General features: G+C 44.8%; 18 protein-coding genes. 16 read left to right on the plus strand and 2 right to left on the minus strand.

The annotated features are described in order from the left end of the window. Window positions 1-26: 26 nt before the first annotated feature. The 5 genes from cdaA to G5B06_RS00410 all read left to right on the plus strand — a co-directional run bounded on the left by cdaA (window position 27) and on the right by G5B06_RS00410 (window position 7,024). Window positions 27-911: a diadenylate cyclase CdaA gene (cdaA, locus tag G5B06_RS00390; protein WP_148445034.1), complete on the plus strand. Its 885-nt coding sequence runs from the start codon at window positions 27-29 to the stop codon at window positions 909-911. Further along, window positions 892-2,196, plus strand: a complete 1,305-nt coding sequence (locus G5B06_RS00395) for a YbbR-like domain-containing protein (RefSeq protein ID WP_173771108.1) — start codon at window positions 892-894, stop codon at window positions 2,194-2,196. The genes cdaA and G5B06_RS00395 overlap by 20 nt, the downstream gene beginning before the upstream one ends. A 35-nt stretch (window positions 2,197-2,231) precedes the next feature. Continuing rightward, a complete protein-coding gene (locus G5B06_RS00400; RefSeq protein WP_148445032.1) occupies window positions 2,232-2,495 on the plus strand; it encodes an HPr family phosphocarrier protein in 264 nt (87 codons plus the stop codon). Window positions 2,496-2,545: 50 nt separating this feature from the next. Next, window positions 2,546-5,323, plus strand: coding sequence for a L,D-transpeptidase family protein (locus tag G5B06_RS19295; protein ID WP_173771110.1), 2,778 nt, complete (start codon window positions 2,546-2,548; stop codon window positions 5,321-5,323). Between the two features lie 171 nt (window positions 5,324-5,494). After that, on the plus strand, window positions 5,495-7,024 hold the full coding sequence (locus G5B06_RS00410; protein WP_173771113.1) for a GH25 family lysozyme: 1,530 nt from the start codon (window positions 5,495-5,497) through the stop codon (window positions 7,022-7,024). Between the two features lie 65 nt (window positions 7,025-7,089). Here the strand turns inward: G5B06_RS00410 and G5B06_RS00415 are convergent, their stop codons facing one another. After that, complete coding sequence (locus G5B06_RS00415; RefSeq protein ID WP_173771115.1) at window positions 7,090-7,428, minus strand: EamA family transporter; 339 nt, start codon at window positions 7,426-7,428, stop codon at window positions 7,090-7,092. Then, window positions 7,421-7,771, minus strand: a complete 351-nt coding sequence (locus tag G5B06_RS00420; RefSeq protein WP_148445028.1) for an EamA-like transporter family protein — start codon at window positions 7,769-7,771, stop codon at window positions 7,421-7,423. Before G5B06_RS00420 ends, G5B06_RS00415 begins: the two co-directional genes overlap by 8 nt. A 171-nt stretch (window positions 7,772-7,942) precedes the next feature. Here G5B06_RS00420 and G5B06_RS00425 point away from each other — a divergent pair, with 171 nt between their 5' ends. The 11 genes from G5B06_RS00425 to G5B06_RS00475 all read left to right on the plus strand — a co-directional run bounded on the left by G5B06_RS00425 (window position 7,943) and on the right by G5B06_RS00475 (window position 26,028). Continuing rightward, window positions 7,943-8,875 carry a glycosyltransferase family 2 protein gene (locus G5B06_RS00425; protein ID WP_148445027.1) on the plus strand — a complete coding sequence of 311 codons (933 nt, stop codon included), beginning with the start codon at window positions 7,943-7,945 and terminating at the stop codon, window positions 8,873-8,875. Next, complete coding sequence (locus G5B06_RS00430; protein WP_173771117.1) at window positions 8,875-9,846, plus strand: hypothetical protein; 972 nt, start codon at window positions 8,875-8,877, stop codon at window positions 9,844-9,846. Before G5B06_RS00425 ends, G5B06_RS00430 begins: the two co-directional genes overlap by 1 nt. Then, the gene (locus G5B06_RS00435) at window positions 9,843-11,135 is read left to right on the plus strand and encodes an ATP-grasp domain-containing protein (protein WP_173771119.1); all 1,293 of its coding nucleotides are present in this window, start codon (window positions 9,843-9,845) and stop codon (window positions 11,133-11,135) included. Before G5B06_RS00430 ends, G5B06_RS00435 begins: the two co-directional genes overlap by 4 nt. 78 nt (window positions 11,136-11,213) lie before the next feature. Continuing rightward, window positions 11,214-12,344, plus strand: coding sequence for a dTDP-4-amino-4,6-dideoxygalactose transaminase (gene rffA, locus G5B06_RS00440; RefSeq protein ID WP_148445025.1), 1,131 nt, complete (start codon window positions 11,214-11,216; stop codon window positions 12,342-12,344). An 18-nt stretch (window positions 12,345-12,362) separates the two neighbouring features. Beyond that, entirely contained in the window at window positions 12,363-13,673 is a 1,311-nt protein-coding gene (locus G5B06_RS00445) for a D-alanyl-D-alanine carboxypeptidase family protein (protein WP_148445024.1), read from the plus strand. Window positions 13,674-13,689: 16 nt separating this feature from the next. Next, a complete protein-coding gene (gene rfbC / locus G5B06_RS00450; protein ID WP_148445023.1) occupies window positions 13,690-14,247 on the plus strand; it encodes a dTDP-4-dehydrorhamnose 3,5-epimerase in 558 nt (185 codons plus the stop codon). Between the two features lie 11 nt (window positions 14,248-14,258). Further along, window positions 14,259-15,065 carry an ABC transporter permease gene (locus tag G5B06_RS00455; protein ID WP_021976723.1) on the plus strand — a complete coding sequence of 269 codons (807 nt, stop codon included), beginning with the start codon at window positions 14,259-14,261 and terminating at the stop codon, window positions 15,063-15,065. Window positions 15,066-15,170: 105 nt separating this feature from the next. Then, window positions 15,171-16,499 carry an ABC transporter ATP-binding protein gene (locus G5B06_RS00460; RefSeq protein WP_021976722.1) on the plus strand — a complete coding sequence of 443 codons (1,329 nt, stop codon included), beginning with the start codon at window positions 15,171-15,173 and terminating at the stop codon, window positions 16,497-16,499. Window positions 16,500-16,513: 14 nt separating this feature from the next. Next, window positions 16,514-22,153, plus strand: a complete 5,640-nt coding sequence (locus G5B06_RS00465) for a glycosyltransferase (protein ID WP_173761781.1) — start codon at window positions 16,514-16,516, stop codon at window positions 22,151-22,153. Next, entirely contained in the window at window positions 22,129-24,576 is a 2,448-nt protein-coding gene (locus G5B06_RS00470; protein ID WP_148445019.1) for a glycosyltransferase family 2 protein, read from the plus strand. The genes G5B06_RS00465 and G5B06_RS00470 overlap by 25 nt, the downstream gene beginning before the upstream one ends. 18 nt (window positions 24,577-24,594) lie before the next feature. Then, a complete protein-coding gene (locus tag G5B06_RS00475) occupies window positions 24,595-26,028 on the plus strand; it encodes an ArnT family glycosyltransferase (protein WP_243278889.1) in 1,434 nt (477 codons plus the stop codon). Window positions 26,029-26,040: the final 12 nt, after the last annotated feature.

The following is a 26,040-nucleotide window of genomic DNA, read 5'->3' on the forward strand; positions in this document are numbered from 1 at the left end:
AAGATCAGAAAGAAAGGAGGAGACTTATGCAGAATACACTGTCAGTTCTGGCCGGATATCTTGGGAAAATTTCACTTCCGGGGCTTGGTGTGATTGATATTATTGAGATTGGACTGATTTCTTTCTTTGTATATCAGTTTATGGCCTGGATTAAATTTACACGGGCATATACGCTTCTTAAGGGTATTCTGATAGTCCTTGGTTTTATTCTGATCGCCTACATTTTCAAAATGAATACAATCCTGTGGATTTTCCGGAACCTGGCCAATGTGCTGGTGATTGGTGTAATTGTAATTTTTCAGCCGGAGCTGCGGCGTGCCCTGGAACAGCTGGGACAGAAAAAAATTGTTTCCACAATTATTCCCTTTGATACCGGAAAAGAAGTACAGGAACGTTTTAACGATAAGACCATTAACGAGCTGGTTAAGGCATGCTTTGATATGGGTGAAGTTAAGACCGGTGCACTGATTGTTATTGAGGAAGAAATACGTCTGGATGAATATGTGCGTACAGGTATTAATATTGACGGTATTCTTACCAGTCAGCTTCTGATCAATATTTTTGAGCATAATACTCCGCTTCACGATGGTGCCGTAATTGTCCGTGGCAACCGTGTGGTTGCGGCAACCTGTTATCTGCCTCTTTCTGATAATATGGAACTGAGTAAACAGCTGGGAACAAGACACAGAGCTGGTGTGGGAATCAGTGAGGCTACAGATTCCCTTACAATCATTGTTTCAGAGGAAACCGGACAGGTTTCCGTTGCACAGGGAGGAGAACTCTCCAGGGGGCTTAACAGCAAACAGCTTCGTGAAGTTCTGGTTGCAGCTCAGAATAAGAAAGTGGTTGACAACAGCAAACTGCGAAATCTGCTGAAAGGGAGAGTGAAACATGAAGAAAAATCTGACTAAAAACATCCCTTTGAAAATTATGTCCGTCATTGTGGGCATTCTTGTATGGCTGATCGTGGTAAATGTTGATGATCCTATTGTTACAAAAGGTTTTGTGATTTCCGACGTACAGATTATCAATGAGGCTTATGTAGATCAGCTTGGTGAAATGGTTATGCAGGATGACAGCGAAAATACCGTACGTGTATATATTACGGGATCCCGTAAGACTGTAAACCGTATTACCTCAAGTGATATTAAGGCAGTTGCAGATCTGCAGCAGGCACAGTCTACAGATACCGATCCGGTGATGATTCCCATTACAGCCACCTGTTCCGGAATTCTTGCGGAAAATATCCGGGTGTCACCACAGAATCTCAGCGTACATCTCGAAAAAAAGGTGACCAAGGAGTTTGCGATCAATGTAAGCAGTGGAGACAGTAAGCCGGCACAGGGACTGGAAATTGCTTCACTTACAGCCAACCCGGAAAAAGTCAGGGTTACAGGACCGGAGTCACTTGTTGGTAAAATAGATAGTGTGAGCGTAGACGTGAGCTCCAAAGTTGATGGAATTGATCAGGATACAACGATCACCAACGCGGAGCTGACGATTACGGATAAGAATCAGGATACCCTTTCATCCAATTCCATGAGTTATCTGAAATTTGACAACAACGGAAAAGTGAATGTCACCGCAAAACTTTGGAAGGTGCGTTCCGATATTCGCATCAGTGCAGGATATACCGGAGAACCGGCAGAAGGTTATGTGGTGGACAGTGTTACGACTGTGCCGGAGACGTTCAGCGTAGCCGGAAGCGAGGATGCTCTGAATAATCTGAAACTTCAGGGAAATACCATCTATCTCGACAGCGAGAATGTGGATATTTCAGGAAAAAGTAATGATGTAGAGAAAAAAGTTAATCTGTCAGAGCTCCTTCCGGATGGACTGAAGCTGACATCTGGCTCCAGCGCAGATCTCTGGATTACCGTGAATATCCTGCCGGAAGGCAGTAAGATATACAGTTTCCCGACGGAGGATATTAAAGTAAAAGGTCTGCCGGATAATCTTCAGCTGGCGTTTGAAGTCGCGGATATAGAGCTGAAGGTTCAGGCAGAAGACGGAGATCTGTCGAAGTTTGATCTGAAATCGGTGGGTGCGGTTCTTTCCATGGACGACTGGGAAGAAGGAAGCTATGAAGTGCCGATTAAGATCAGTCTTCCGGATGGATATAAGCTTCTGGAAGATGTAACCGCAGAGATCAAGATCTCCAAAGTTTCCAATGTGGACAGTGGAAACAGTCAGTAACAGATAAGAAACACTATACAAGGGAGACATTCGTAATGTTAAGTTATCAGGTAACGGTCAGAAACCCATCAGGGCTTCATCTCCGCCCCGCAGGGCTCTTATGCGGCGAGGCAATAAAATATAAATCTTCCATAACATTTCAGCATGACGGTGGCACGGCGAATGCCAAGAGTGTGCTGAGTGTACTGGGAGCCTGTGTAAAAAGGGGAGATGAGATTACCTTGATCTGCGATGGTGAGGATGAGCAGGCGGCGCTTGATGCGCTTGTGGCTCTTATTGAGAGCGGATTGGGCGAATGATACGGTAACAATATCAATCATTAACAGCAGCATGAGCAGGAGGGATTATTGTGAAGAGAAGAGTTGTGGCAATCGTACTCAGCCTTACGTTGTGCATGGGTGGTACACTGGAAGCCGGAGCTGCAGCTTTGGGCAGCGCACAGGTGCAGGCAGCAGAGACCGGCACAGACGTGACAGCGGACAGTTTTGGTGATGAAGCAGAAACTGTACAACAGCCTCAGACAGAAGAGGAACAGACAGATACGGCAGAGGAAGATGGAACTGTAGATATATCAGGGGACACAGTAGAGACCCCGGATATTACAGAGACTCCGGATGTGACAGAAACACCGGATATCACAGAGACACCGGATATCACAGAAACACCGGAAGCAGATACAACAACTCCGGCGGATGAATTCAGTGCAGGAGAAGTGCAGGAACTGGAAGATCCGTCTGTAAAAGATACAAAAACACAGAATACCGATGACGGAGCTACAGCGGCAGTCGTTTCGGAGGGTGCAGAGCTTGTAGATGGTGTGGTTATTGCCAAGAGCAGTGACTGGGAATCTGACAGCATGGGATTCAGACTTCTCAAAAAGACAGCTTCTGATGAGGTGGTGCCGGCAACAGAATCCGGAAATCAGACAGAAGAACAGACGGACAGCAGCACGGAAGAAACTCCGGCAGCCGTTTCCGAGGATGCAGCTGACAGCAGTGATACAACAGATTCAGCAGAAACAACAGAAACAGAAAATACACAGGAGGCTGTACAGCCGGAAGTTTCAACAGAAACAGCTGAAGAGACCGAAAATGCTTCAGTTGAAAATCTGGCTCTGGATAATGGTGAAACAACAGAGGCAGCAGAATCTGATTCAACCGTTGCAACTACGGAAAAGAGTTATTTTACATCCGCAGATGGTCTTCTGAAAATCAATACCGATGGCCATGTCGGATATTATCTTTTCAATGAAAAAGGATATCTGATGACAGGACGTGTAACACGTGAGCCAGGCGTAGATGGTTATACCGGAACCAAGAAAGTGGAATGGTACCTTCTTGAGAAGGATAAAGCAACTCTGTATACAGGATGTGAAGGCCAGGAAATCACACCGTGGACTTCCAATCTTGGACAGCAGCAGAGAAAATACTGGCTGTGGACAGGAACAACTTTCCGCTATTACAGCTCAGCCGGCAATTATATGACGGTAGAAGAATGTAATATTTACGGAAAAGTCTATAAAATTGGAAGTGCCTATTATACACTTGCAAAAAATGGTGCACCACGTGTTGGTATCATTAAACTGACAACCGGTTCCACGACTTATGAATATTACTTTAAACCGGCATCCAAGAGTGGAGAGATCCCAGGAAAACTTTTCTACGGCGGATGGACCTATGTGCTGAACAGTAAGAAGGAAAAACGTTTCATTTACTGCAGTCCGAAGTCATCCACACGTGGACAGATCATGAAACATGGTGTTTATGTATCCAAGGTAATGTCCAAGAAATATCTGTATATGCTGAATTCCAGCGGCTATGTTATGAAGAGCACAATGGCAAAGGCCGCAAACAAGAATAATGCATATTATATTACAGACAGCAAAGGCCGTGTAATCAAACAGAAACTCGTCAAATATAAAAATGGATACAGATATTACTTCGGAAGTGATGGAAAGAGAGTTACCTGGAAAAACTGCTGGCACAGCTGTCCGGGAGCTTCCAACAAGATTTATTATTTTGGAAGTACTCCGGGAAGAGTTGTTGAAAAGCACGGATGGCAGAAAGTGACTGATACAAAGGGTAAATTCTTCGGCTGGTTCTACTTTGACAGCAAGGGAAATCATTATAAGAGCCAGATGCTGACAGCAAAGAGCTCCGGAAAGAGCTATTACTTTAACAGCACAGGACAGCTGGTAGGTGGTAAAACCAAAATTGGCAGCAAATATTACTTCTTTGCTACTTCAGATTCCAAGAACCATCGTGGATGGATGTACAAGAATACACTGATCCGTTATCAGAATAAGTGGTACTATGCAGACAAGAACGGTGTCCTGAAAAAGAGCGGATGGCAGAAATCCGGAAAATACTGGTATTATTTCAGTAATTATACAGCAGTAACCAATAAATCCATGAAGCGTGGTTCTGTAAACGGTTATCTGGACAGTCAGGGACGTTTTTCAACAGGATGGGTAATTTTCAGCGATTACTATGATCAGGTAAAATATATCGATCCGGATACAGGTTCCAAATATCTGACCAATACAAAACGCTGGATTGACGGTAAACTCTATTACTTCGATAAGAATGGATACCGTCGTAACGACCTTACTTCTATTTATAAAGGACCGTATTATCTGGAAGTAGATAAGACCAATGGTGTTATGACTGTTTATACAGATTCCAGTAAGAAGATTCCGGTTAAGACAATCCGTGTTTCCGTAGGTCTTGCCGCAACACCGACTTGGGATGGTACATACAGACTGAGCCGCAGTCTGAGATGGCAGCCGCTAATGGGACCGTCCTGGGGACAGTACGGAACACATGTTGACGGATGCGGACAGGGTGGTATTTTCATTCATTCTGTAGCTGGTGCAACAAAGAGTGTTTACAATCTTCCGGCAGGAGAATATCTGAAACTTGGTCAGCCGGCATCTCATGGATGCATCCGTACCTGTGTTGCAGATGCAAAATGGGTATATGAGAACTGCAATGGTTCTACAATCCATATTTACAGCAGTGGTAAATACAGCAGCAACGAATCCTTCAAGGGACCGTTAGGCCGCAGACCACTTGCCACATTCCGCGGAGATGGAAGTTTTGACCCGACCGACCCGGAAGTGCCGTGATTTTGAATATCTATTAAGTAAATAACAGAAGGCCGGTGATCAGCCAGTGAGTTGACACCGGCCTTCTTTATGCCATCAGAAAATACTTGGCAATAAGTCTTTACTTTCCATTTTATGGCGGTATAATAAATTCATCTGACAACTGATTATGATGATGGGAAAGGAACGAAGATGAAAAACTGGAAAAGATGGCTGGCAGCAGGGTGTATGGCAGCATTGTTAGGGATCGGAACAATGGGGACTACAGCGATGGCAATGGGTGGCGGTGGAGTGGACCGCAGTGATACCGTTGCTGAGGAAGAACGAATTGAGAAAGTTCCCAGTGGAAAAGCAACACAGAATTCCACAACCAGTTCCAAAGCATGGAAGAAAATCAACGGTGTTTGCTATAATGGAAGCGGGCAGAAGCTGGAAGGAGCAATTACAAGAGGCATCGATGTTTCCGAATGGCAGGACACCATTAACTGGAGTAAGGTAAAAAATGATAATGTGGACTTTGCGTTTGTAAGGATTTCCTACGGATTAAATCATCTGGATAAGACCTACGATTATAATATGAAACAGACAGAAAAAGTAGGGCTTCCAGTGGGAACTTATGTATATAGCCTTGCAACTACCACACAGCAGGCGATGAAGGAAGCACAGCTTGCGATTAAAAAAATGGACGGATATAAAGTTTCTTATCCGGTAGTGTTTGATATTGAGTATGAAAAAATGCGAAGCCTTTCTGCATCCCAGATTGCAAGTATTGCCAGAGCATTTTGCAATGAGATCAAAAAAGCAGGATATTATCCGATGATCTACTGCAACACAGACTGGTATGACAATAAGCTTGATTGGAGTAAAATGACCGGTTATGATGTCTGGCTTGCGAGATATGGCGACAAGATTCTTGCACCAGACAAGAAAAAATACAAATATACAATCTGGCAGTCAACGGATGGTGATGGTGGCGGATATCTGAAGACAACCAAGGGACTGATCAGTGGAATTCCAAGTTATTCTACGGTAGATGTTGATTTCGGATATGTGGATTACACAAAAAAAATTACTCCAAGATGGCATGCACAGAGCAGCTATAAAGCCTCTACAAAACCGGATACTTCCTCCGGAAAAACCGGATGGTACACAGAAAACGGAAAAAAATTCTATTATCTGAACGGTGTTAAGAAAACCGGCTGGGTTACCGTAAGTGAAAAAAACTATTATATCGATAAAACAAATGGAATGTACAAAAGTAAAAAAATTACGGATTCCAAAAATGTGGTGAGATATGTAGACAAATACGGTGTGATGGTAAAGAGCAGGTGGATAACCGTAAGTGGTAAGAAATACTACTTTGACAAAACCGGAAAAGCGTTAAAAGGCATGAAAAAAGTAGGCAAGAATTACTATTATTTCCAGACAAAATATGGTTATATGATGAAATATGTAAGGTATATGAACAGCAATGATGATGTCTATTATTTTGGTGGGGATGGCATCATGGTTAAGAGTGTATTTTATACATGGAGCGGAAATAATGAAAAACATACTTATTATTTCATGTCGGATGGAAAAATGTGCAGATCCTGGTTGACACTTAATGGAAAGAAATATTATTTTGATCCGGATACAGGAATTATGTATAGAGACTGTACTCTGAAGATAAAAGGCAAGAACTATACCTTCAATTCCAAAGGTGTATGCACAACGAAATAAAAAACAGCAGTAAAAAAAATGGCAGTGTAATCCGCAACTGCCATTTTTTTGTCTGTCATGGAAAATTATAAGGTATAAATCAGAATTCCTACAATAATAATCAGATTTCCGATGATTTTTCCGCGGGTGATTTTTTCCTTCAGGATGCTCCAGGAAAAAATCAGTACAAAGACATAAGTGGCCGTATCAATCACAGGCCCGAACTTCATATCGACTCTGGTATAACACCAGGTATTTAAGAGAAGGACTCCGAAAAAGATACCATAGGCCAGGATGACTCTCCAGTTCAGGTATTCCCTGAGAGGATTTTTGTAAGTGATATTGGCGCTCTGTTTCAGAAGAACCTGTGAAATTGCGGAAAAAAAGGTTCCTGCCAACATAATCAGCATAAAAGTTCTATTCATATTTCTGCACCGTCCAGACTCCGATTAGAACAATCAGGATACCGATAATGTTCTGAATCGACAGATTTTCGTGAAAAATGATCACAGCCCATACCTGGGACCACAGAAGATAGACGCTTTTGTTTGCGTAGGCTGTGGAAAGGGAAAATTTTTTGATTACCTGCTGCCATGCAATGGCGTAAATTCCACAGTTTGCGATCATAAGAAAAAGAAATACATAGAGAAGTGGGCTGGTAAGCCCTTCTTTATTATAATAAACCGATGCAAATTTGGAAAAAACGCTGGTAAGAGAAAACAGCAGGATATTCAGATGAAGCTGAATGTAATCTTTGAGTTTTGTCATGTTTCCTCCATATAAAATAAGTTTTGGAATGCGATAGCTGATAATCAATATAGCGCATTCGTCTGCTTTATGCAAGAAAATGTTTGAGCAATGTAACGGTTTACAACAGGAATTGAAAATGATAAGATTAAACGATAAGTGTCAACTGATACAAAAGAGAGGGAAAAAACTATGTGTCTATATTCAGTGGTTGTTCCTGTATACAATTCAGAACATACGCTGCAGGAACTGTACACTCGCCTGGAAAAAGTTTTCCGGGAAACAATAAAAGAAGAATTTGAACTGATTCTGGTAGATGACGGATCAAAGGACCGTTCTTTTGAGGTGATGAAAGAACTTCGTGATAAGGATTCCCGTGTGAAAATCATCCAGATGGCAAGAAATTTCGGCCAGCATCCGGCGCTTCTGTGCGGATTTGCTCATGCAAAAGGGGAATTCATTGTGACCATGGATGATGACCTTCAGCATCAGCCGGAAGAACTTCCGAAGATGATCAATGTCATGAACGAGCGGGATGATGTGGATGTGATTATTGCAAGTTATGAAGGCCGGAAACATAACCTGATTCGTAAGCTGGGAACCAAATTATCTGTCTGGGCTACTTCCAAAATGCTTGGAAAAGACCCGGATCTTCAGATCACCAGTTACCGTCTGATCCGCCGCTTTCTGGTAGAAGCCATGCTGAAGACCAATACATATCTTCCGCAGATCGGCAATCTTCTGGTTTTAAGTTCCAATCGAATTATCAATGTGCCGGTACAGCATGCAGCCCGTGCCTATGGAAAAAGCGGATATTCTTTTCGCCGTCTTGTGAAAGACCTGATCTATGATATCACAGCACATACGGCATTTCCGCTTCTTATGGTGCGGAATATCGGAATCGCAAGTTTTCTGGTAAGCCTTTGCCTGGCGATTTACTATCTGGTCCGCTATTTTATGTTCGGAATCTCTGTGGAAGGATGGACATCCCTGATGCTGGTAATGCTGGCATTCTTTGGGCTGACGCTGCTTTCCATTGGAATTATCGGAATTTATCTTATGAATATCCTCAATGAGGCGAAGAAGATGCCACATTATGTGATCCGTCAGGAGGAAACAGACTGATGAAAAAAGAAATCGGCGGTTACCTGGAGCTGGAGGAATCCACAGGCCGGGGATATTATCCGGAACTTTTTGGGGTAAACCTTGGAAGAACCGCACTTCTCTGGCTGATGGAAGCCCGAAACTGCAAAAAAATTTATCTTCCCACGTATCTTTGTGATTCTGTAACCGGAGCCTGTGAGAAAACAGAAGCGGAAATTGAATTTTATCATATGGATGAAAAATTACGTCCGCTTTTTCCAGAAAAGAAGCTTCCGGAGGGCGAATATCTCTACCTTGTAAATTACTACGGACAGCTGACTGATGACAGAATCCTGGAATATAAGGGGATTTACGGAAACATTATTGTGGATCATACCCATGCGTTTTTTCAGAGACCGCTGCCTGGCGTGGATACTTTGTATTCCTGCCGGAAATTTCTGGGTGTCAGTGACGGGGCGTATCTGTCAACAGATGCAAGACTGAATCCGGAAGCGAAACCGCTGGATCATTCCATGGGAAGGCTTGAGCACATTCTGGGCCGATATGAATATGATGCCGGTACTTTTTACCAGAAGATGCTGGACAATGCGGCAGACTATCATGAAATGGAAATCCGCCGCATGTCACGACTGACCGGAAATCTTCTCCATTCCATGGATTATCCTTATATAAAAGCAAAAAGAGAAGAAAATTATCATTTGCTGGCAGAACTTCTTCCGTCAGAAAGTATTTTTAATGAAGTGGTTCCGGAAGGGCCTTTTGCCTATCCCTATTATCATAAGGACGGACTGGCACTTCGAAAATGGCTGGCCGGCCGGAAGATTTTTGTGCCGACTTACTGGCGGAATATTATTGATCATTTTGGTGAAGATACCATGGAATATGACTGGGCCGCCAATGTCCTTCCGCTGCCCTGCGACCAGAGATACGGAGAGGAAGAAATGCGTTACATTGCAGATTCCATAAGAGAATGGGAGGAAACAAAAGCATGAAACACCGACTGCTGATACTGGGAACTCTGGGTGAGTTTGTACAGCTTGTATGTAAAGCCAGGGAAAAAGGATACTACACCATTGTCTGTGATGGATATCCGGATGGCCCGGCAAGAGAATTTGCGGACGAAGCGTATCAGATTCCGGTAACAGACACGGAAAAAATTGCAGAACTTTGCCGGGAAAAAAAGATTGACGGGATCATTACGTCTTTTTCTGACCTGCTTCTGGAATGTATGGTAAAAATTGCAGACAGGGCAGGGATTCCCTGCTATCTGAAACCGGAACAGCTTCCATGGTACCGTGATAAATCCCGGACAAGGGAACTTCTTCAGGAACTGGGACTGCCAACCCCCGGATTTCAGAAAATCCCCACAGCAGTGCTGAAAGATCCGGATAGAAAGTTAAGGCTTAAGGAGCTGCTTAAGGGGCTTCGCTACCCGGTAGTCAGCAAGCCTCTTGATAAATACGGTTCCCGTGGAATCTATATATCTGAAAATCTGGAAGAACTTATAAAAGCAGCAGAAAAAACAGCGGAATTTTCTGATATGCCGGAGATTCTTGTGGAAGAATATAATGATGGTTATGAATTTAATATGATGACCTGGGTCAGAAATGGAAAGGTGCATGTAATCAGCATTGCAGACCGCGAAAAAACATCTGTCGCAAAAGGGGAAATTCCTGTCAGTACAAGAAACGTTTATCCGTCCAGACTGATGTCAGAAGTGGAAAAACCTGCAACGGAACTTCTTCAGGCATATGTGAAAAAAACAGGCCAGAAAGAAGGCGCACTTTCCATGCAGTTTTTCTGGAAACTGGGAGAGGGGATTCAGGTCTGTGAGATTGCGGCCCGTTTTTTCGGATACGAACATGAACTTACTGATATGGTATACGGATTTAATATGGAAGAATTTCTTCTGGCTTCGCTGTATGACCAGGAAAAACTTGACCGTATACTGGCAGAACATGATATTCATAAGCCGCAATGCTGTGGCGCTGTGATCTATTTTCAGGGAAGGCTGCTGACAATCGCAGATCAGTCTGCGGCTGTCCGGCTCGGCCAGAAAAAAGAAGTACAGAAGCCGTGGATTTTTTATGAAGAAGGGGAAACCGTGATTGAGCATGGCCCCAACCCATATCTGGCTCTGTACTATGTAAAAACAGAAAACAGACAGGAAATGGACCGTCTGACACAGGAATTTTACCGGGATATGCATATTTTGGATTCTTACGGAAAAGAAGTTGCATATCAGAACCAGATTCCCGATTATACACCGGCAGAAAAATAGGCATTGAATTTGCAACATGAGTGTGAGAAAATGGAATGTACAGTTAATGTAGAAAAATAGAAAATAAAGAGGAAATACATGATTGATTTTAACAGACCTGCGTTTACAGGCAAGGAATTCGAGTATATCCAGGATGCGGTGAACCGAGGAATGCTCTGCGGTGACGGAATCTATACCAAGAAATGTTCCGCATGGATGGAAGAACGTTTTCATGTGGGTCATGTGATGCTTACGACCTCCTGTACCCATGCACTGGAAATGGCGGCGTTTCTTGCGGACATCCATCCGGGAGATGAAGTAATCATGCCGTCTTACACTTTTGTGTCAACAGCAGATGCTTTTGTACTGCGCGGAGCGAAGATTGTGTTTGTGGATATCCGTCCGGATACTATGAACATTGATGAAAAACTGATCGAACAGGCGATCACAGAAAAAACCAGGGCAATTGTTCCGGTTCACTATGCGGGAGTTGCCTGTGAAATGGATACAATTATGGATATTGCCAGACGGCATAATCTGAAAGTTGTGGAAGATGCAGCTCAGGGTGTGGATGCCTACTATAAAGGAAAAGCACTGGGAACCATCGGAGATTTTGGCTGCTACAGTTTCCATGAAACGAAGAATTACACAATGGGAGAGGGTGGCGCAATTCTGTTCAATGGGGATCAGTATCAGGAAAAAGCTGAGATTCTCAGAGAAAAAGGAACAGACCGCAGCAAATTTTTCCGCGGGCAGGTGGATAAATACCGCTGGATGGATTATGGGTCTTCGTATCTGCCCAGTGAACTGAATGCTGCATATCTTTATGCTCAGCTGGAACAGCACAAAAAAATCAGTGACAAGAGAATGCAGATTTATAACTTCTATAATGAAAATCTGAAATTTCTTGCGGAAGAAGGCAAGATCGAACAGCCCTACGTTCCGGAAGAATGCACGCACAATGCACATATGTATTATATTAAAGTTCATGATATCAAGGTGCGTACCAGACTTCTGAAATATCTCCGTGAAAAAGAAATCTGCAGCGTGTTCCATTATGTGCCCCTTCATTCCGCACCTGCGGGAAAAAAATTTGGAAGATTTTCCGGGGAGGATGTTTATACAACAAAAGAAAGTGAACGTCTGATGCGCCTTCCCATGTTCTATAACCTGGATATGGAGGATGCGAAGAAAGTCGTTGATGCCATTGCTTCTTTTGATGGCTTCTGATAAGAGAAGGGATAAATTATGAAAAAAATAAAAAAACTGTTTGTGGTTCTGGCAGCAGGGATGGCGTTGATGCTGCCGGTACAGGCCATGGCTGCGGTAGATCTCAATGCAAAATATGAGATCAGTACCAACCAGATTCAGGGATGGCCTGCAGGACCGGAAATTATTTCAGATACCGGTATTCTGATGGATGCAGATACCGGAGTGGTTCTTTACAACAAAGGTGCGGATGAGCAGAGATATCCGGCAAGTATTACCAAGATTATGACATTGCTGGTGGCAGTAGAGAATTCCACCATGGACGAGCAGGTGACCTTTACAGAAACCGGAGTGCGTAACGTAAATGCGGATTCCAGCAATATCGGTACGCAGGTGGGAGAGATTCTTTCCATGAAGGATTGTCTGTATGCACTGATTATCCAGTCTGCCAATGATGTTGCCGCACAGATTGCGGAACATATCGGCGGCACAGAGCAGGCGTTTATTGATATGATGAATCAGCGCGCACAGGAGATCGGATGTACCAATACGCATTTTGCCAACTCCAGCGGACTTCCGGATGACAACCATTATTCTTCCGCAAAGGATATGGCACTGATTATGCGAGAAGGCCTCAAAAATGAGGATTTCCGTACGGTAATCGGCACTGCAGATTATGTTATCGAACCCACCAATATGAATACCCAGCAGAGAATTCTGCATACCCATCATCCGATGTTTGCTCCGGAAAGCGGATTTTATTATGATGGCTGTATCGGAGGAAAGACGGGAACTACGGTTGCGGCCGGACATACACTTGTCACTGCGGCAAAAAAAGACAATACCACGTATATTGCGGTAACCATGCGTGCCGCAGATCTGGCGAATTCCTGTATGGATACTACGGCCATGTTTAACTACGGTTTTGAGAACTTTACAAAAACAGAAGTGGATGGCGGAAGTGTACTTCTTCCAAAGGGAACAGAACTTGCTTCCCTGACCACGAAGGCGGAGAATATTGACGGAAAAACAGAAACCAGTTATTATTTTGGAGATTATCTGATTGGAAGTGCCAGTGTGGCGCAGGCGACACCGTCACCAACACCGGAGCCGACTACTGAGGCAGAAGACAGTACAGAAGCCGACAGTACCGGAACAGATATTTCGACAGAGGATGAAAGCGGACAGACGGAAGCAGAGAATACGACGGAAAAAAAAAGCGTGCCTGCCATGCGTAAAATCCTTCTTATGATTATGGGTGCTATGATTCTGATTCTGATAGCCCTTCTTGCGGCTCTCGGAGTGAAAGAAAAGAAACATAAAAAGAAACACAAAAACAAACATAAATAGAAAAGGAGAAAGAAAAATGGGAAAAATAAAAGTAACACAGTGCGGAGATATTGAAGGACTGAAAGTGATCGAGCCAACTGTTTTTGGGGATTCCAGAGGATATTTCATGGAAACTTACAATTACAACGATTTCAAGGAAGCCGGAATTGATGTGGAGTTTGTTCAGGATAACCAGTCCAGCTCCCGTTACGGTGTTCTCCGCGGACTTCATTTCCAGATCAACTATCCGCAGGACAAACTGGTACGTGTGGTAAACGGAGAAGTGTTTGACGTTGCAGTTGACCTTCGTGAGGGTTCCAAGACTTTCGGAAAATGGTACGGCGTTGTTCTTTCTGCTGAGAACAAGAAACAGTTCTTTATCCCGAAGGGATTTGCTCATGGATTCCTGGTACTTTCTGAGAATGCGGAGTTCACCTACAAATGCTCTGATTTCTATCATCCAAACGATGAGGGCGGACTGATCTGGAATGACAAGGACATCAATGTAGAGTGGCCGATCCCGGAAGGCATGGAGCTTATTTTCTCCGACAAGGATCAGAAGTGGGGAAGCTTCCAGGAATATAAGAATCGATAAGGAATTACAGAATGAAGAAAATATTAGCTTTGCCGGCAGAGCTGTACCAGAATCGAAAGCTGGTTTTAAGCCTTGCAAAAAATGATTTCAAAACAAAATATGCAGGATCCTATCTTGGCATTGTCTGGGCATTCATCCAGCCTATCGTGACGATCCTGGTCTACTGGTTTGTATTTTCCGTGGGACTGAAAGCCGGAACTGTATCGGATTATCCTTTTGTACTCTATCTGGTATCCGGTATCGTGCCGTGGTTTTTCTTCCAGGATGCGTTAAACGGTGGAACCAATGCACTGATTGAGTATAATTACCTTGTAAAAAAGGTTGTATTTAAGATCAGTATTCTTCCCATCGTGAAGATCATTTCCGCACTTTTTGTGCATGTGTTTTTTGTAGTGTTCGCACTTATTTTGTGCGCATGTTATGGATATACACCAAGTTTATATACACTGCAGATCATTTATTATTCCATCTGTACCTTCCTTTTGGTACTGGGGCTTGTGTATGCCACAAGTGCAATCGTCATTTTTTTCCGTGACCTGACCCAGATCATCAGCATTTTTCTCCAGGTTGGCGTATGGCTTACACCGATCATGTGGGATATCAATATGCTGTCTTCACATCCATGGCTGATCAAGCTGTTCAAGCTGAATCCGATGTACTATGTAGTTACGGGTTATCGTGATTCCATGCTTGGTCATGTCGGAATCTGGAACCATGCTTCATGGACGATCTATTTCTGGGTGGTTACGATCCTGCTTTTCGGACTGGGATCTGTAATATTCAAACGTCTGAAACCGCATTTTGCAGACGTTCTTTGATCGAATCAGGGAAGTCTCCTGCGGAAACTTGCTCAGTACGCAGAAAAACAGCAAAACGGCGACAGATTGTGAGAGTGAACGATTTACACAAAAGTGAGGTTAAAAATGGCAGAAGATATTGCGATTTCAGTAAATGATGTCAGTAAAATGTATAAACTTTACGATAATCCCATGGACCGTCTTAAAGAGTCTCTGGGATTATCCAGAAAAAAGAAATATAAAGAGCACTATGCTCTGAACCACGTATCTTTTCAGGTGCATAAAGGGGAAACAGTAGGAATCATCGGAACCAATGGATCTGGTAAATCTACGATCCTGAAGATCATCACAGGCGTACTTTCTCCTACAGGTGGAGAAGTTTCCGTAAATGGAAGGATTTCCGCTCTTCTGGAGCTTGGAGCAGGATTTAACGGAGAATATTCCGGACTTGAGAATGTATATCTCAACGGAAGTATGATCGGTTTTTCCAGAGAGGAGATTGATGCCAAGCTGCAGTCTATCCTGGATTTTGCAGATATTGGAGAGTTTATCCATCAGCCGGTAAAAACATACTCCAGTGGTATGTTCGTGCGTCTGGCTTTTGCGGTGGCCATCAATATCGATCCGGAGATCCTGATCGTTGATGAGGCGCTTTCCGTAGGTGATGTATTTTTCCAGGCAAAATGTTACCGGAAATTCGAGGAGTTCAAGGAAATGGGTAAGACCATTTTGTTCGTAAGCCACGACCTGAGCAGTATCGGAAAATACTGCGATCGGGTTGTTCTTCTCAACAAAGGAGAAAAGCTTGCGGAAGGTGGCGCCAAGGAGATGGTCAATCTCTACCGTCGTGTGCTGGTGAATCAGTATGATGATGCAGATCTGGAGGAAGGTGCAGAGAATGCAGAAGCAGGGCAGGATGGTCAGCTGACAGATGGCACAGCTGGAGAAAATGTGTCGAAAAAAGAGCATGCCGGAGGCGGCAGGGCTATGAAAGACAGCCTGAATCTGAATCCGAAGGTTCTTGAGTATGGCAGTAAGCTTGGAGAGATCGTGGATTTTGCGATCCGGGATGATACCGGAATGATTACAAATGTGATCGAAAAAGGTAAAGAATTTTCTGTTCAGATGAAGGTACGCTTTCAGGCAGATGTCAATGACCCGATTTTTGCATTCACACTGAAAGATCTGAAAGGTACGGAAATCACAGGAACAAACACCATGTATGAACACACTCCTGTGAAACCGCAGAAAGCCGGTGATGTGCGGGAGATTACTTTTAAACAGATAATGCCGCTGGAGGCAGGAGAATATATGCTTTGTCTGGGCTGCACAGGATATAAAGACGGCGATTTTACCGTATTTCACCGGCTTTATGATGTGTGCAATCTGACGGTGATCACAGATAAAAAAGCAGTGGGATATTTTGACATGTTTTCCAAAGTATCTGTGAAATAAGTGGAGGAACTACTATGGCGGAGTTGAATTTAGATTATTATACGGCGAAGGATCATTATTCCGATGGGGATATCGAGGAAACACTTCTGAAAATGGCACAGGAAGGGAAATCGTTTGAGGACCTGCCGGAGGATGAAGTGAGTTTTCCCATTGTCTATCATTTTTCCGGACTGCGGGAGAATATTTTAAGCTGGTACCCTCTGAAAGAGACGGATTCCGTTCTTGAGATCGGAGCCGGATGCGGAGCTATTACCGGAATGCTTTGCCGCAAGGCCGGGCATGTGACTTCAGTGGAGCTTTCCAAGCGTCGTGCAGACATAAATTATGCAAGAAACAATGATAAAGAAAATCTCACGATCATGGTTGGAAATCTCAACGACATGACTTTTCCGGAGAAATTCGACTATGTGGTAGTAAACGGTGTTCTGGAGTATGCCATGAGTTTTACGGAAGGAAAAACTCCTTACGAGACATTTCTTCAGCGTATGGGTGCATACCTGAAACCGGAGGGAAGACTTCTGATCGCCATCGAGAACCGACTGGGACTGAAGTACTTTGCCGGAGCACCGGAGGATCACACAGATCTTCACTTTTTCGGAATCAACGGATATCCGGGAAATCAGTCTGTGCGCACCTTTTCCAAGAATGAACTGGGAGAGCTGCTGGAAAACAGCGGCTTTCCTTTTCTGCACTTTTATTACCCGTACCCGGATTACAAATTTCCTACAGAAATTTTTACAGATGAGAGCCTTTATACCAATTCCTATGGAAGAAACTATCCGGTGTACACAGATAAGACAGCGGATCTTTTCTCAGAACATGCAGGGGTAAAAGCTTTTGAAAAAGAGAAGATCCTGAGCAGTTTTGTGAATTCTTTCCTTGTGGAGGCCGGAAGAACAGAAAGACAGGAGAAGGAAGAAATTCTCTATGTAAAACTGAATCAGGAACGAAAGGAAAAGTTTCGGCTTCTGACAAAGATCGTTCGTGAGAACGGAGAGGTCCGTGCAGAAAAAGAGGCCATGGTGCCTGAGGCAGAGTGGTTCCTGAAGACCCTGGAAAAGCTTGGAGCGGAAAAAACAGGCTCTGATAAATATAAAAATCTTCCATGCAAGGCAGAAAACGGAAAAGTCAGCTATCCGCTTCTTACCGGAAAAACTCTTCATCAGGAAATCGCTGAACTTGCTCATGAAGGAAAAACCGGGGAGCTCAAAGGACTTCTTAAGAATTTCCATCGGGATTTTTTCCAGTCCCGCAGGATCATGGATTACAGAACGAAAGAGTTCTGTGAGGTATTTGGAAAATATCCCGGAAGAACAGATTATGAATGTGTCTGCCCTGCCAATGTGGATCTGATCTGCAGTAATATTTTCATGGGTGAAAGCCAAAATCAGATCATTGATTATGAATGGATGTTTGATTTTCCTGTACCGGTGAATTTCATTATGTGGCGTCTGATCCATGAACTGTATACTCATATTCCGGAGCTGCCACAGCTGATACATGAAGATGATATGATGGCAGAATTTGAAATCGGTTACACAGATTATGAGATCTTCATGAAATGGACCATGCATTTTGTTTATGAGTATGTTGGATGTGGATCCCTGCTTCCGTTTGAACAGAAAAAAGTACCGGTTTCCGTAACAGAGCTGGTGAACAGAGAAAGAGAAAAACACCAGATGCACAGTAAGATTTACTATGATCTTGGTGAGGGCTTCTGTGAAGAACATACGCTTTATGCAGAGGGAAAACTTACAGGAAACCGTTTTCGGGTGGATTTTGATCTTTCCGAAATTGAGGGGATAAAGAATCTCCGATGGAATCCGGCAAACGGTCATTTCCTGAAAGTAAAAGTAGAGCGCCTGGACTGCGGATGCAGTGCAGAACTTGTGCCGCAGGGTGTTCATATGAAGGTGGACAACAGTATAACCGCATTTTTTACAACCGATGGTTTTTATCTTATTCACGTTACACACCCGGAAAATGTAGATAAGATCGTAATTGAGGGAAAACTTGACTGTCTGGAGCTTCCGGATGTGGAAAAGCTTCTGGCATTTGAAAAAGAACGGGAAGTACGCAGGGAACAGGAAAGAGTTAAAAAAGAGGCCGAACGTGCAGCAAAACAGGCGGCGGAAGAGGCAGCCCGTATGCAGGAAGAGGCACTGCGTCATCCTGGCAAAAAAGCTCAGGTGAAAAGGCTGGTCAAAAAAGTTCTCCATTATCATACAGAGCCAGCAACTGTGATGGGAGTGGAGGCAACTCCTACCTGTATGGGAAGTGTTGATTTTTTCCATTATGAAAATGGTACTTTAAATGCCATTGGCTGGGCATTTGATCCTACATTTGCTTCCATGGGACAGCCAAGGATCGTATTTTATCAGGGAACACAGAAGCTTCAGGAAGCTTCCTGTACTACGATCTACCGTACGGATGTAGCCAATGCCATTGGAAAGCCGGAGGCGGAAAGTGCGGGATTTTCTTTCCTGGCAACGGTTCTTGCGCCGGCAGAGATTTCTGTTTTTCTGGAATACGGAACAGCAGCAGATACCGGAAGATTCCTCATTGGAAAGATTCCCGGAACCAGAGATCAGAAGGAACTTCTGGTATATGCCATTGAAGATCCGAAGAGTATCGGAAATCTCCGCCACTTCAAACAGCGTTATGTCCGCAGTGTGAGAAAAGATTATCCACAGGCTGTTTATCAGCAGAAGGTGGATGTGATCGTGCCGGTTTATAATGGTCTGGAGTATTTTGACGCCCTGTTTTCCGGAATTGAGAAGACAAAGGTTCCGTATCGCCTGATCATTGTAAATGACAAGAGCCCGGACTTGGAAGTAGGAAAATATCTGGAAAAATATGCCGCAGAGCATGACAATGTGGTACTTCTTAACAATGAGACCAATATGGGCTTCCTTCCGTCTGTAAACCGTGCGTTAAAGATGGCGGAAAATCACGTTGCCCTTGTAAATACAGATGTGGAGGTTCCGGAAGAATGGTTGGAGCGCCTGATGCTTCCGATCTTCGCAAAGGAAAAGATCGCCACCACCACACCGTTTACCACCTGCGGAACCATCTGCAGTTTCCCGGATTTCTGCCGGGATAACAAACTGTTTGAGGGAATGCCGCTGTGGGAGATCGATGATGAATTCCGCATGATCCGCCCGCAGTATCCATCCATGCCTACAGGTGTGGGATTCTGCATGGGTATGAACCTGAAAGCCATCAGAGAAGTCGGACTTCTGGATGAGGAGAACTTCGGAAAAGGCTACGGAGAGGAAAACGACTGGTGCCAGCGTGCCATAGCTGCAGGTTATGAGAACGTACATGTGGATAACCTGTTCGTATATCACAAACACGGTGGAAGCTTCCCGTCCGAGGAGAAACAACGCCTTCTGAAAGAGCACAGCGACGCACTGCTCCGCAAACATCCGGATTACAACAAGGATACCGCAGACTACTGCAGAAGAGATCCGCTCCGTCCGGTAAGACTTTATGTGGAGATGAAACTTCTCAATAAGAAGCTGGATGTGCCTACCATTGTGGCCTTTGACCATGATCTGGGCGGCGGAGCTACGGCTTATCTTGTGGAGAAAAGGCGTCTGGCACTGCGGGAAGGATACCGTTTTGTGACCATCCGCTATAATATCGTAAGCAATCGTTTTTACTTTACTTATCAGTATAAGCAGTACGAGATGGAATTTTTTGCCAATGATCTGGAAACTGCACTTGACGAGCTGATGCGTGTGGACGAGATCTGGATCAACGAGCTTGTAACTTACCAGAATCTCTACGAAACCCTGGAGCGTATCCTGCGTCTTAAGAGAGAGCAGGGGGCGAAGATCCTCATGCTTCTTCATGACTTTTTCGCCCTTTGTCCGGCAGTGAACCTGATCGATGCCAGGGGAAAATACTGCGGCGTGCCATCCTGTGAGGTCTGCGACAAATGCGTTCCGGACAACCGCAGCAATGCCTGCACAGAGTACGGAAGTGGAACTCTCTGGCGTACAAAATTCCGTGAATTCTTACTGAACTGTGACGAGATCCGTGCGTTTTCCGATGATACGGCGAAGCTGTTCAAGCGTGCTTATCCGGATGTATACAATCTCCATGTGATTCCGCATGCACCACATTATCTTCCGGCAGTGAAGAAAACCAGAAAGACCACAGAGACCTTTAACATTGGCCTCATCGGTGTGCTCTGCTATAAAAAAGGCCTGGAAGTTGTGAAGGCGCTTGTAAAATATATCGAAGAGAATGATCTGAACATCCGTCTGAGACTGATCGGTACTTCCGACGAAGAGATCGAAAGCCCGGTATTTTCCCAGACTGGAAGATATACAAGAGAAGAGATCCCGAGACTTACCCTGGAGCAGGATATTGACATGTTCCTGATCCCGTCCGTATGGCCGGAGACTTTCTCCTACACAACTTCCGAGATCATCTCCATGGGCTTCCCGGTAGCCGTACTTCCGGTAGGTGCACCTGTGGAACGTGTGAAACGTTATGAGAAAGGCCTTGTCCTTAAGAATGAGCAGCCGGAAAATATTGTGGAAGAGATGATTTCCCTGTGGAAAACTCTCGGCGAAAATGAATTTCCTGTGGAAAACCGCAAGATTCTTTTCGTCGGGGAGGAAATCTCCTTTGCATCCAGATATCGTGTGGAACATTTCCGGGAACAGCTGATCCTTAACGGATATGCATCGAAATTTATCCAGATGGATCAGACAGAGCAGGAGAACATCGAGGAATATACGGCAGTTGTGATGTACCGCTGTAGCAAACTTATGGAAGCGGAGATGCTGGTCAACCGGGCGAAAGCAGCCGGAATCCCTGTTTACTATGATGTGGATGACCTGGTATTTGATTACGAAAAAATCTCCGGGCTGCATTTCCTGAAGGGAAGCGAGTACAGCGATTTCCGCACAACCACAGACCGTATCCACGGATGTATGGAATTCTGCGACGGATATTTCACATCCACGGAAACCCTGGCTGGTGAGATCCGGGAAGAATTTCCGGGAAAACCGGTGGTCATCAACCGTAACTGCATGAGCATGGAGATGGAGGTTCTGTCCCACGAAGCAGTGGAGCAGACAGACAAAGATAAAGACCGGATCTATATAGGATATTTAAGCGGTTCCAAGACCCATGACCAGGATTTTGCCCAGGTGGAAGCCGCACTTCTGGAAGTGATGCAGCGCCACCCGGAGGTTTATCTGAAACTGGTGGGCGTGCTGGATGAATCCGGAATGGAGCCGGTACAGAACCGTATTGAGAAACTTCCGTTTATGGACTGGAGACAGCTGCCTGGCGTGATCGCAGGGCTGGACATCAATTTGATGCCGCTGGAGAACAGCCTGTTCCACTGTTGCAAGTCCGAAAACAAGTGGACGGAGGCAGCACTTGTAAAAGTTCCAAGTGTCATGAGCCGCAACCGTGAGATGGAATATGTGATCGAAAACGGAAAAGACGGCTGGATGTGCGCCACGAAAGAAGAATGGGTCAGTGCCCTGGAATCTCTGGTAACGGATGAGAAGGCCAGAAAAGCCATGGGAGAGGCGGCACATGAGAAAGTCATGGAACATTACCTGACAGAGAATACCGGAAAGGACGCAATGGAGGAATTGTTATGCAGCGAGAGCTATACGAAGTAGAAAAAGACAGGTTTGACCTGAAGGACAGTTCCCTGTATCACCTTCAGGGAACCTGGCCGAAAGACCATAAGCCGGAAGCCGTTCTTGACGGGGAAAAACTTCCGGCAGCCATCAGTGCCCAGGAGCGTGTCAGCGCCCTGGAGCGCTTTAAAGATCTGGATCTGGTAAACGGAGAGCGTGTACAGATGGAGATCTGTCTGCCGGATCTGGAAGGCAAAAAGAAGCTTGTTGTTTATGCAGTAAAAGGCGGAAAACGCATCCAGTGGTTTTCTGTTTCTGCAGCGCAGCTTTACAAAAAGCAGGGAAAACCGCAGTACTTTATCGAAAGTATTGAGGTGGAATCCGGGGAAAAAATCTGCCGTGTCCGTGGATGGGCAGCTTTTAACCGCCCCTTGACCATCCGCCTGGAAGATCGCAGCCGGAAGGAGATCCCCTGCGAGATCACCAGACTGAAACGTGTGGACGTGCAGAACCAGTACCAGGAAACAGAAATTGATGAGAAGAGCGGATTTTTCTTTGAATTCCATTATGACAGTGTGAAGGAATTCTATATTGTATTTGAGGCCGGCAATGTGCGGACACTTCGTCTGGTACATCTGCAGCCACAGAAGCGCCTTGCGGAGAAAGCTGCCGTATATTTCCGGAAAGGAAGCCGCTACATGAAACTTCACGGGGCAGCAGCCCTCACCGGAAAAGTTTTCGGAAAAGTGATGAACCGGAAAAATCGTCCTGTGGATTATTCCAAATGGATCGTGAAGCACCTGCCGGATAAGGCTGAACTTGCGGAAGAAAGAAAAACAAAATTTTCCTGGAATCCAAAGTTCAGCATTGTGATCCCGCTTTATAAGACTCCGGAGAAATATCTCCAGCAGCTGGTGGACTCTATTGAGGCTCAGACTTACGGAAACTGGGAGCTTTGTCTTTCCGACGGAAGTGGGGCAGACTCCCCTCTTACCGATTATCTCGCCGGACTGGAAAAAAGCGATGAGAGAATCCGTGTGATCCGTAATGAACAGGCACTTCAGATCGCAGAGAATACCAATGCGGCTATGGAAGCGGCAACCGGAGATTTTATCGTATTTGCAGATCATGATGATGAGATGACACCGGACGCCCTGTTCCAGTGTGTGAAAGCACTGAATGAGAATCCGGAGATCGAGGTTTTGTATTCCGACGAAGATAAGATGTCCATGGATGGTCATAAATTCTTCCAGCCTCATTTCAAACCGGACTTCAATATCGACCTTCTGTGTACAGTAAACTACATCTGTCACCTTTTTGTTGTGAAAAAAGAGATCGTGGATCAGATCGGAATGCTGAAAAAAGAATTCGACGGTGCACAGGATTACGATTTTGTATTCCGCTGTGTGGAAGCTGCGGGAAGAGAGAAGATCCATCATATCCCCAGGATCCTTTACCACTGGAGATGCCATGAGGATTCCACAGCCGAGAATCCGGAGAGCAAGATGTACGCTTTTGATGCAGGCGCACGTGCCATTAAGGCTCATTATGACAGGATCGGCGTTCCGGTAGAGATCAAAAAGGGCGAATATCTTGGTCTTTACCGCACGAAATTCCTATGGGAAGAAAAACCGCTGATATCCATCATCATTCCTAATAAAGATCATATTGATGATCTGAAAAGATGTATTGATTCCATTGAAGAAAAGGCGACTTACCGCAATTATGAGTATGTGATCGTGGAAAATAACAGTACGGAAGAGGAGACTTTTGCTTATTATAAAGAGCTGGAAGCCTCCAATCCGAAGGCTCATGTGGTGTACTGGGATGGTATTTTCAACTATTCTGCTATCAACAATTTCGGTGCGGCCCATGCCAAAGGTGAGTACCTGCTTCTTCTCAACAACGACACGGAGATCATCAGTCCGGACTGTCTGGAACAGCTGCTGGGATACTGTATGAGACCAGATGTGGGAGCTGTGGGAGCACGTCTCTATTATGAGGATGATACTGTGCAGCATGCAGGTGTAGTCATTGGTTTCGGCGGCATTGCCGGACACTGCTTTGTGCAGCAGAAGAGGGATGCTACCGGATACTGCCACAGAATCATCTGTGCCCAGGACTACAGTGCAGTAACAGCAGCCTGCATGATGGTAAAACGTGAGGCTTTTGAAAAGGTTCATGGATTAAGCGAAGAATTCCAGGTTGCCTTTAATGACATTGATTTCTGTCTCCGCCTTGGAAAAGCCGGATATCTGGTTGTATACAATCCTTACGCGGAGCTTTATCACTATGAGTCCAAATCCAGAGGTCTTGAGGATACACCGGAGAAGGTGGCAAGATTTAACCGTGAGATTGCTTCCTTCGAAAAACACTGGCCGGAAATCCTCCGTGACGGAGATCCTTACTATAACCCGAACCTTACACTGGAGAGCCAGGATTTCTCTCTGAAGCGGATATAGGAGGAGCTGATCTTGGAAATGAAAAAAATCTGGAAAGAAGAACGGTTTCAGGTGCTGGTCCTTGTCCTGGCGGCATTTGCGCTTCTGACTGCATGGGCGTTCATGCAGCCGCTGGGAGCGGGCCCTGATGAAAAAATGCGCTACATGGTGGCACAGTATCTTCATAAACATCCGGGCAAACTGCCTCTTGGAGATGAGCCAACCATCCGTGATGCTACCTGGGGAATTTCCTATGCTTATTATCCCATTCTTTCCTATATGGTATCTGCTGTATTTATGGGGATCGCAGGACTGTTCCATGCCTCTGCCGACGGACTTCTCCATGCGGCGAGAATGGCAGATGTGCTTTTTGTGACGGGATCTGTGTATTTCGTTGTGAAAGCTTCCGGAAAGCTTTTTCCGAAAGAGGGAAGATGGCTGTTTGCGGCGCTGGCAGGTTTTATGCCGCAGGCACTGTTCCTGGGAACTTATGTAAATACAGATTCCCTGGCCCTTTTATCCATGGGAATCATTCTGTATTCCTGGTCCTGCTATCTGGAAGAAGGAGACTGGAGTCTCAAAAATTCGATCCTGCTGGCTGTTGGAATGGCGGTCTGTGCACTGTCCTACTATAATGCTTACGGCTGGATCTTATGCAGCTTCCTGTTTTTCTGCCTGACAGTCCTTCTGTGCAGGGAAGAACCGGTGAAACAGAGGATTGCCTTTCTATTTCGAAGGGGAATCGTGATCGCAGTCGTAACCATTGCCTTATGTGGATGGTGGTTTGTGCGAAATGCCATTCTTTATGACGGAGATTTTATCGGAAGAAAAGCCTGCGCCGAATGTGCGGAGAAATATGCAGCCATTGATTACCGGCCGTCCAGGTATCCCACACCGGAGAAACTGAAATGGACATGGAAAGATATCCTTCTTTATCAGGACCCGGGCTGGCAGCATAACTGGCTTCTCACAGTTCTGGTGAGTTTTATCGGAACTTTCGGACTGATGCAGATTTATATGCCTTATGGTGTGAGCAAGGTGTATTTTCTGTTCTTCGGACTTGGTGGAGTTGGGATTTTGTCCATGCTGGGAATGTTTTATCCGAAGAAGCGTACCGTTGTAAAAGAACGAAAAACATCGGGCAGTGAAAAACTGAAGATAAAAACAGTAACTGTGTCCGATAAATGGGACAGAAAAGGAATCTTCCATCTGTTGATGATCCTTCTGATCCTGATTCCTGTGGGACTATTTATGTATTATGTATATTACAGTGATAACCAGGCACAGGGACGTTATATTATCCCTGCTCTGTATCCGGCTATGTATTTTGTGACAGTCGGCTGGAAACGTCTGCTGGAACGTTTTGTAAAAAAAGAAAAGATCAGAATGTGGATCTACCGGGTTTTGAGTGTACTTCTGGTGGCTTCACCGTTTCTGTGCTATATTTTTCTGGTGGTTCCGTTTTATCACTAAGTTTCTGACAGG

Origin of the sequence: Blautia luti (assembly GCF_013304735.1) — a bacterium.
Lineage (GTDB): Bacteria > Bacillota > Clostridia > Lachnospirales > Lachnospiraceae > Blautia_A.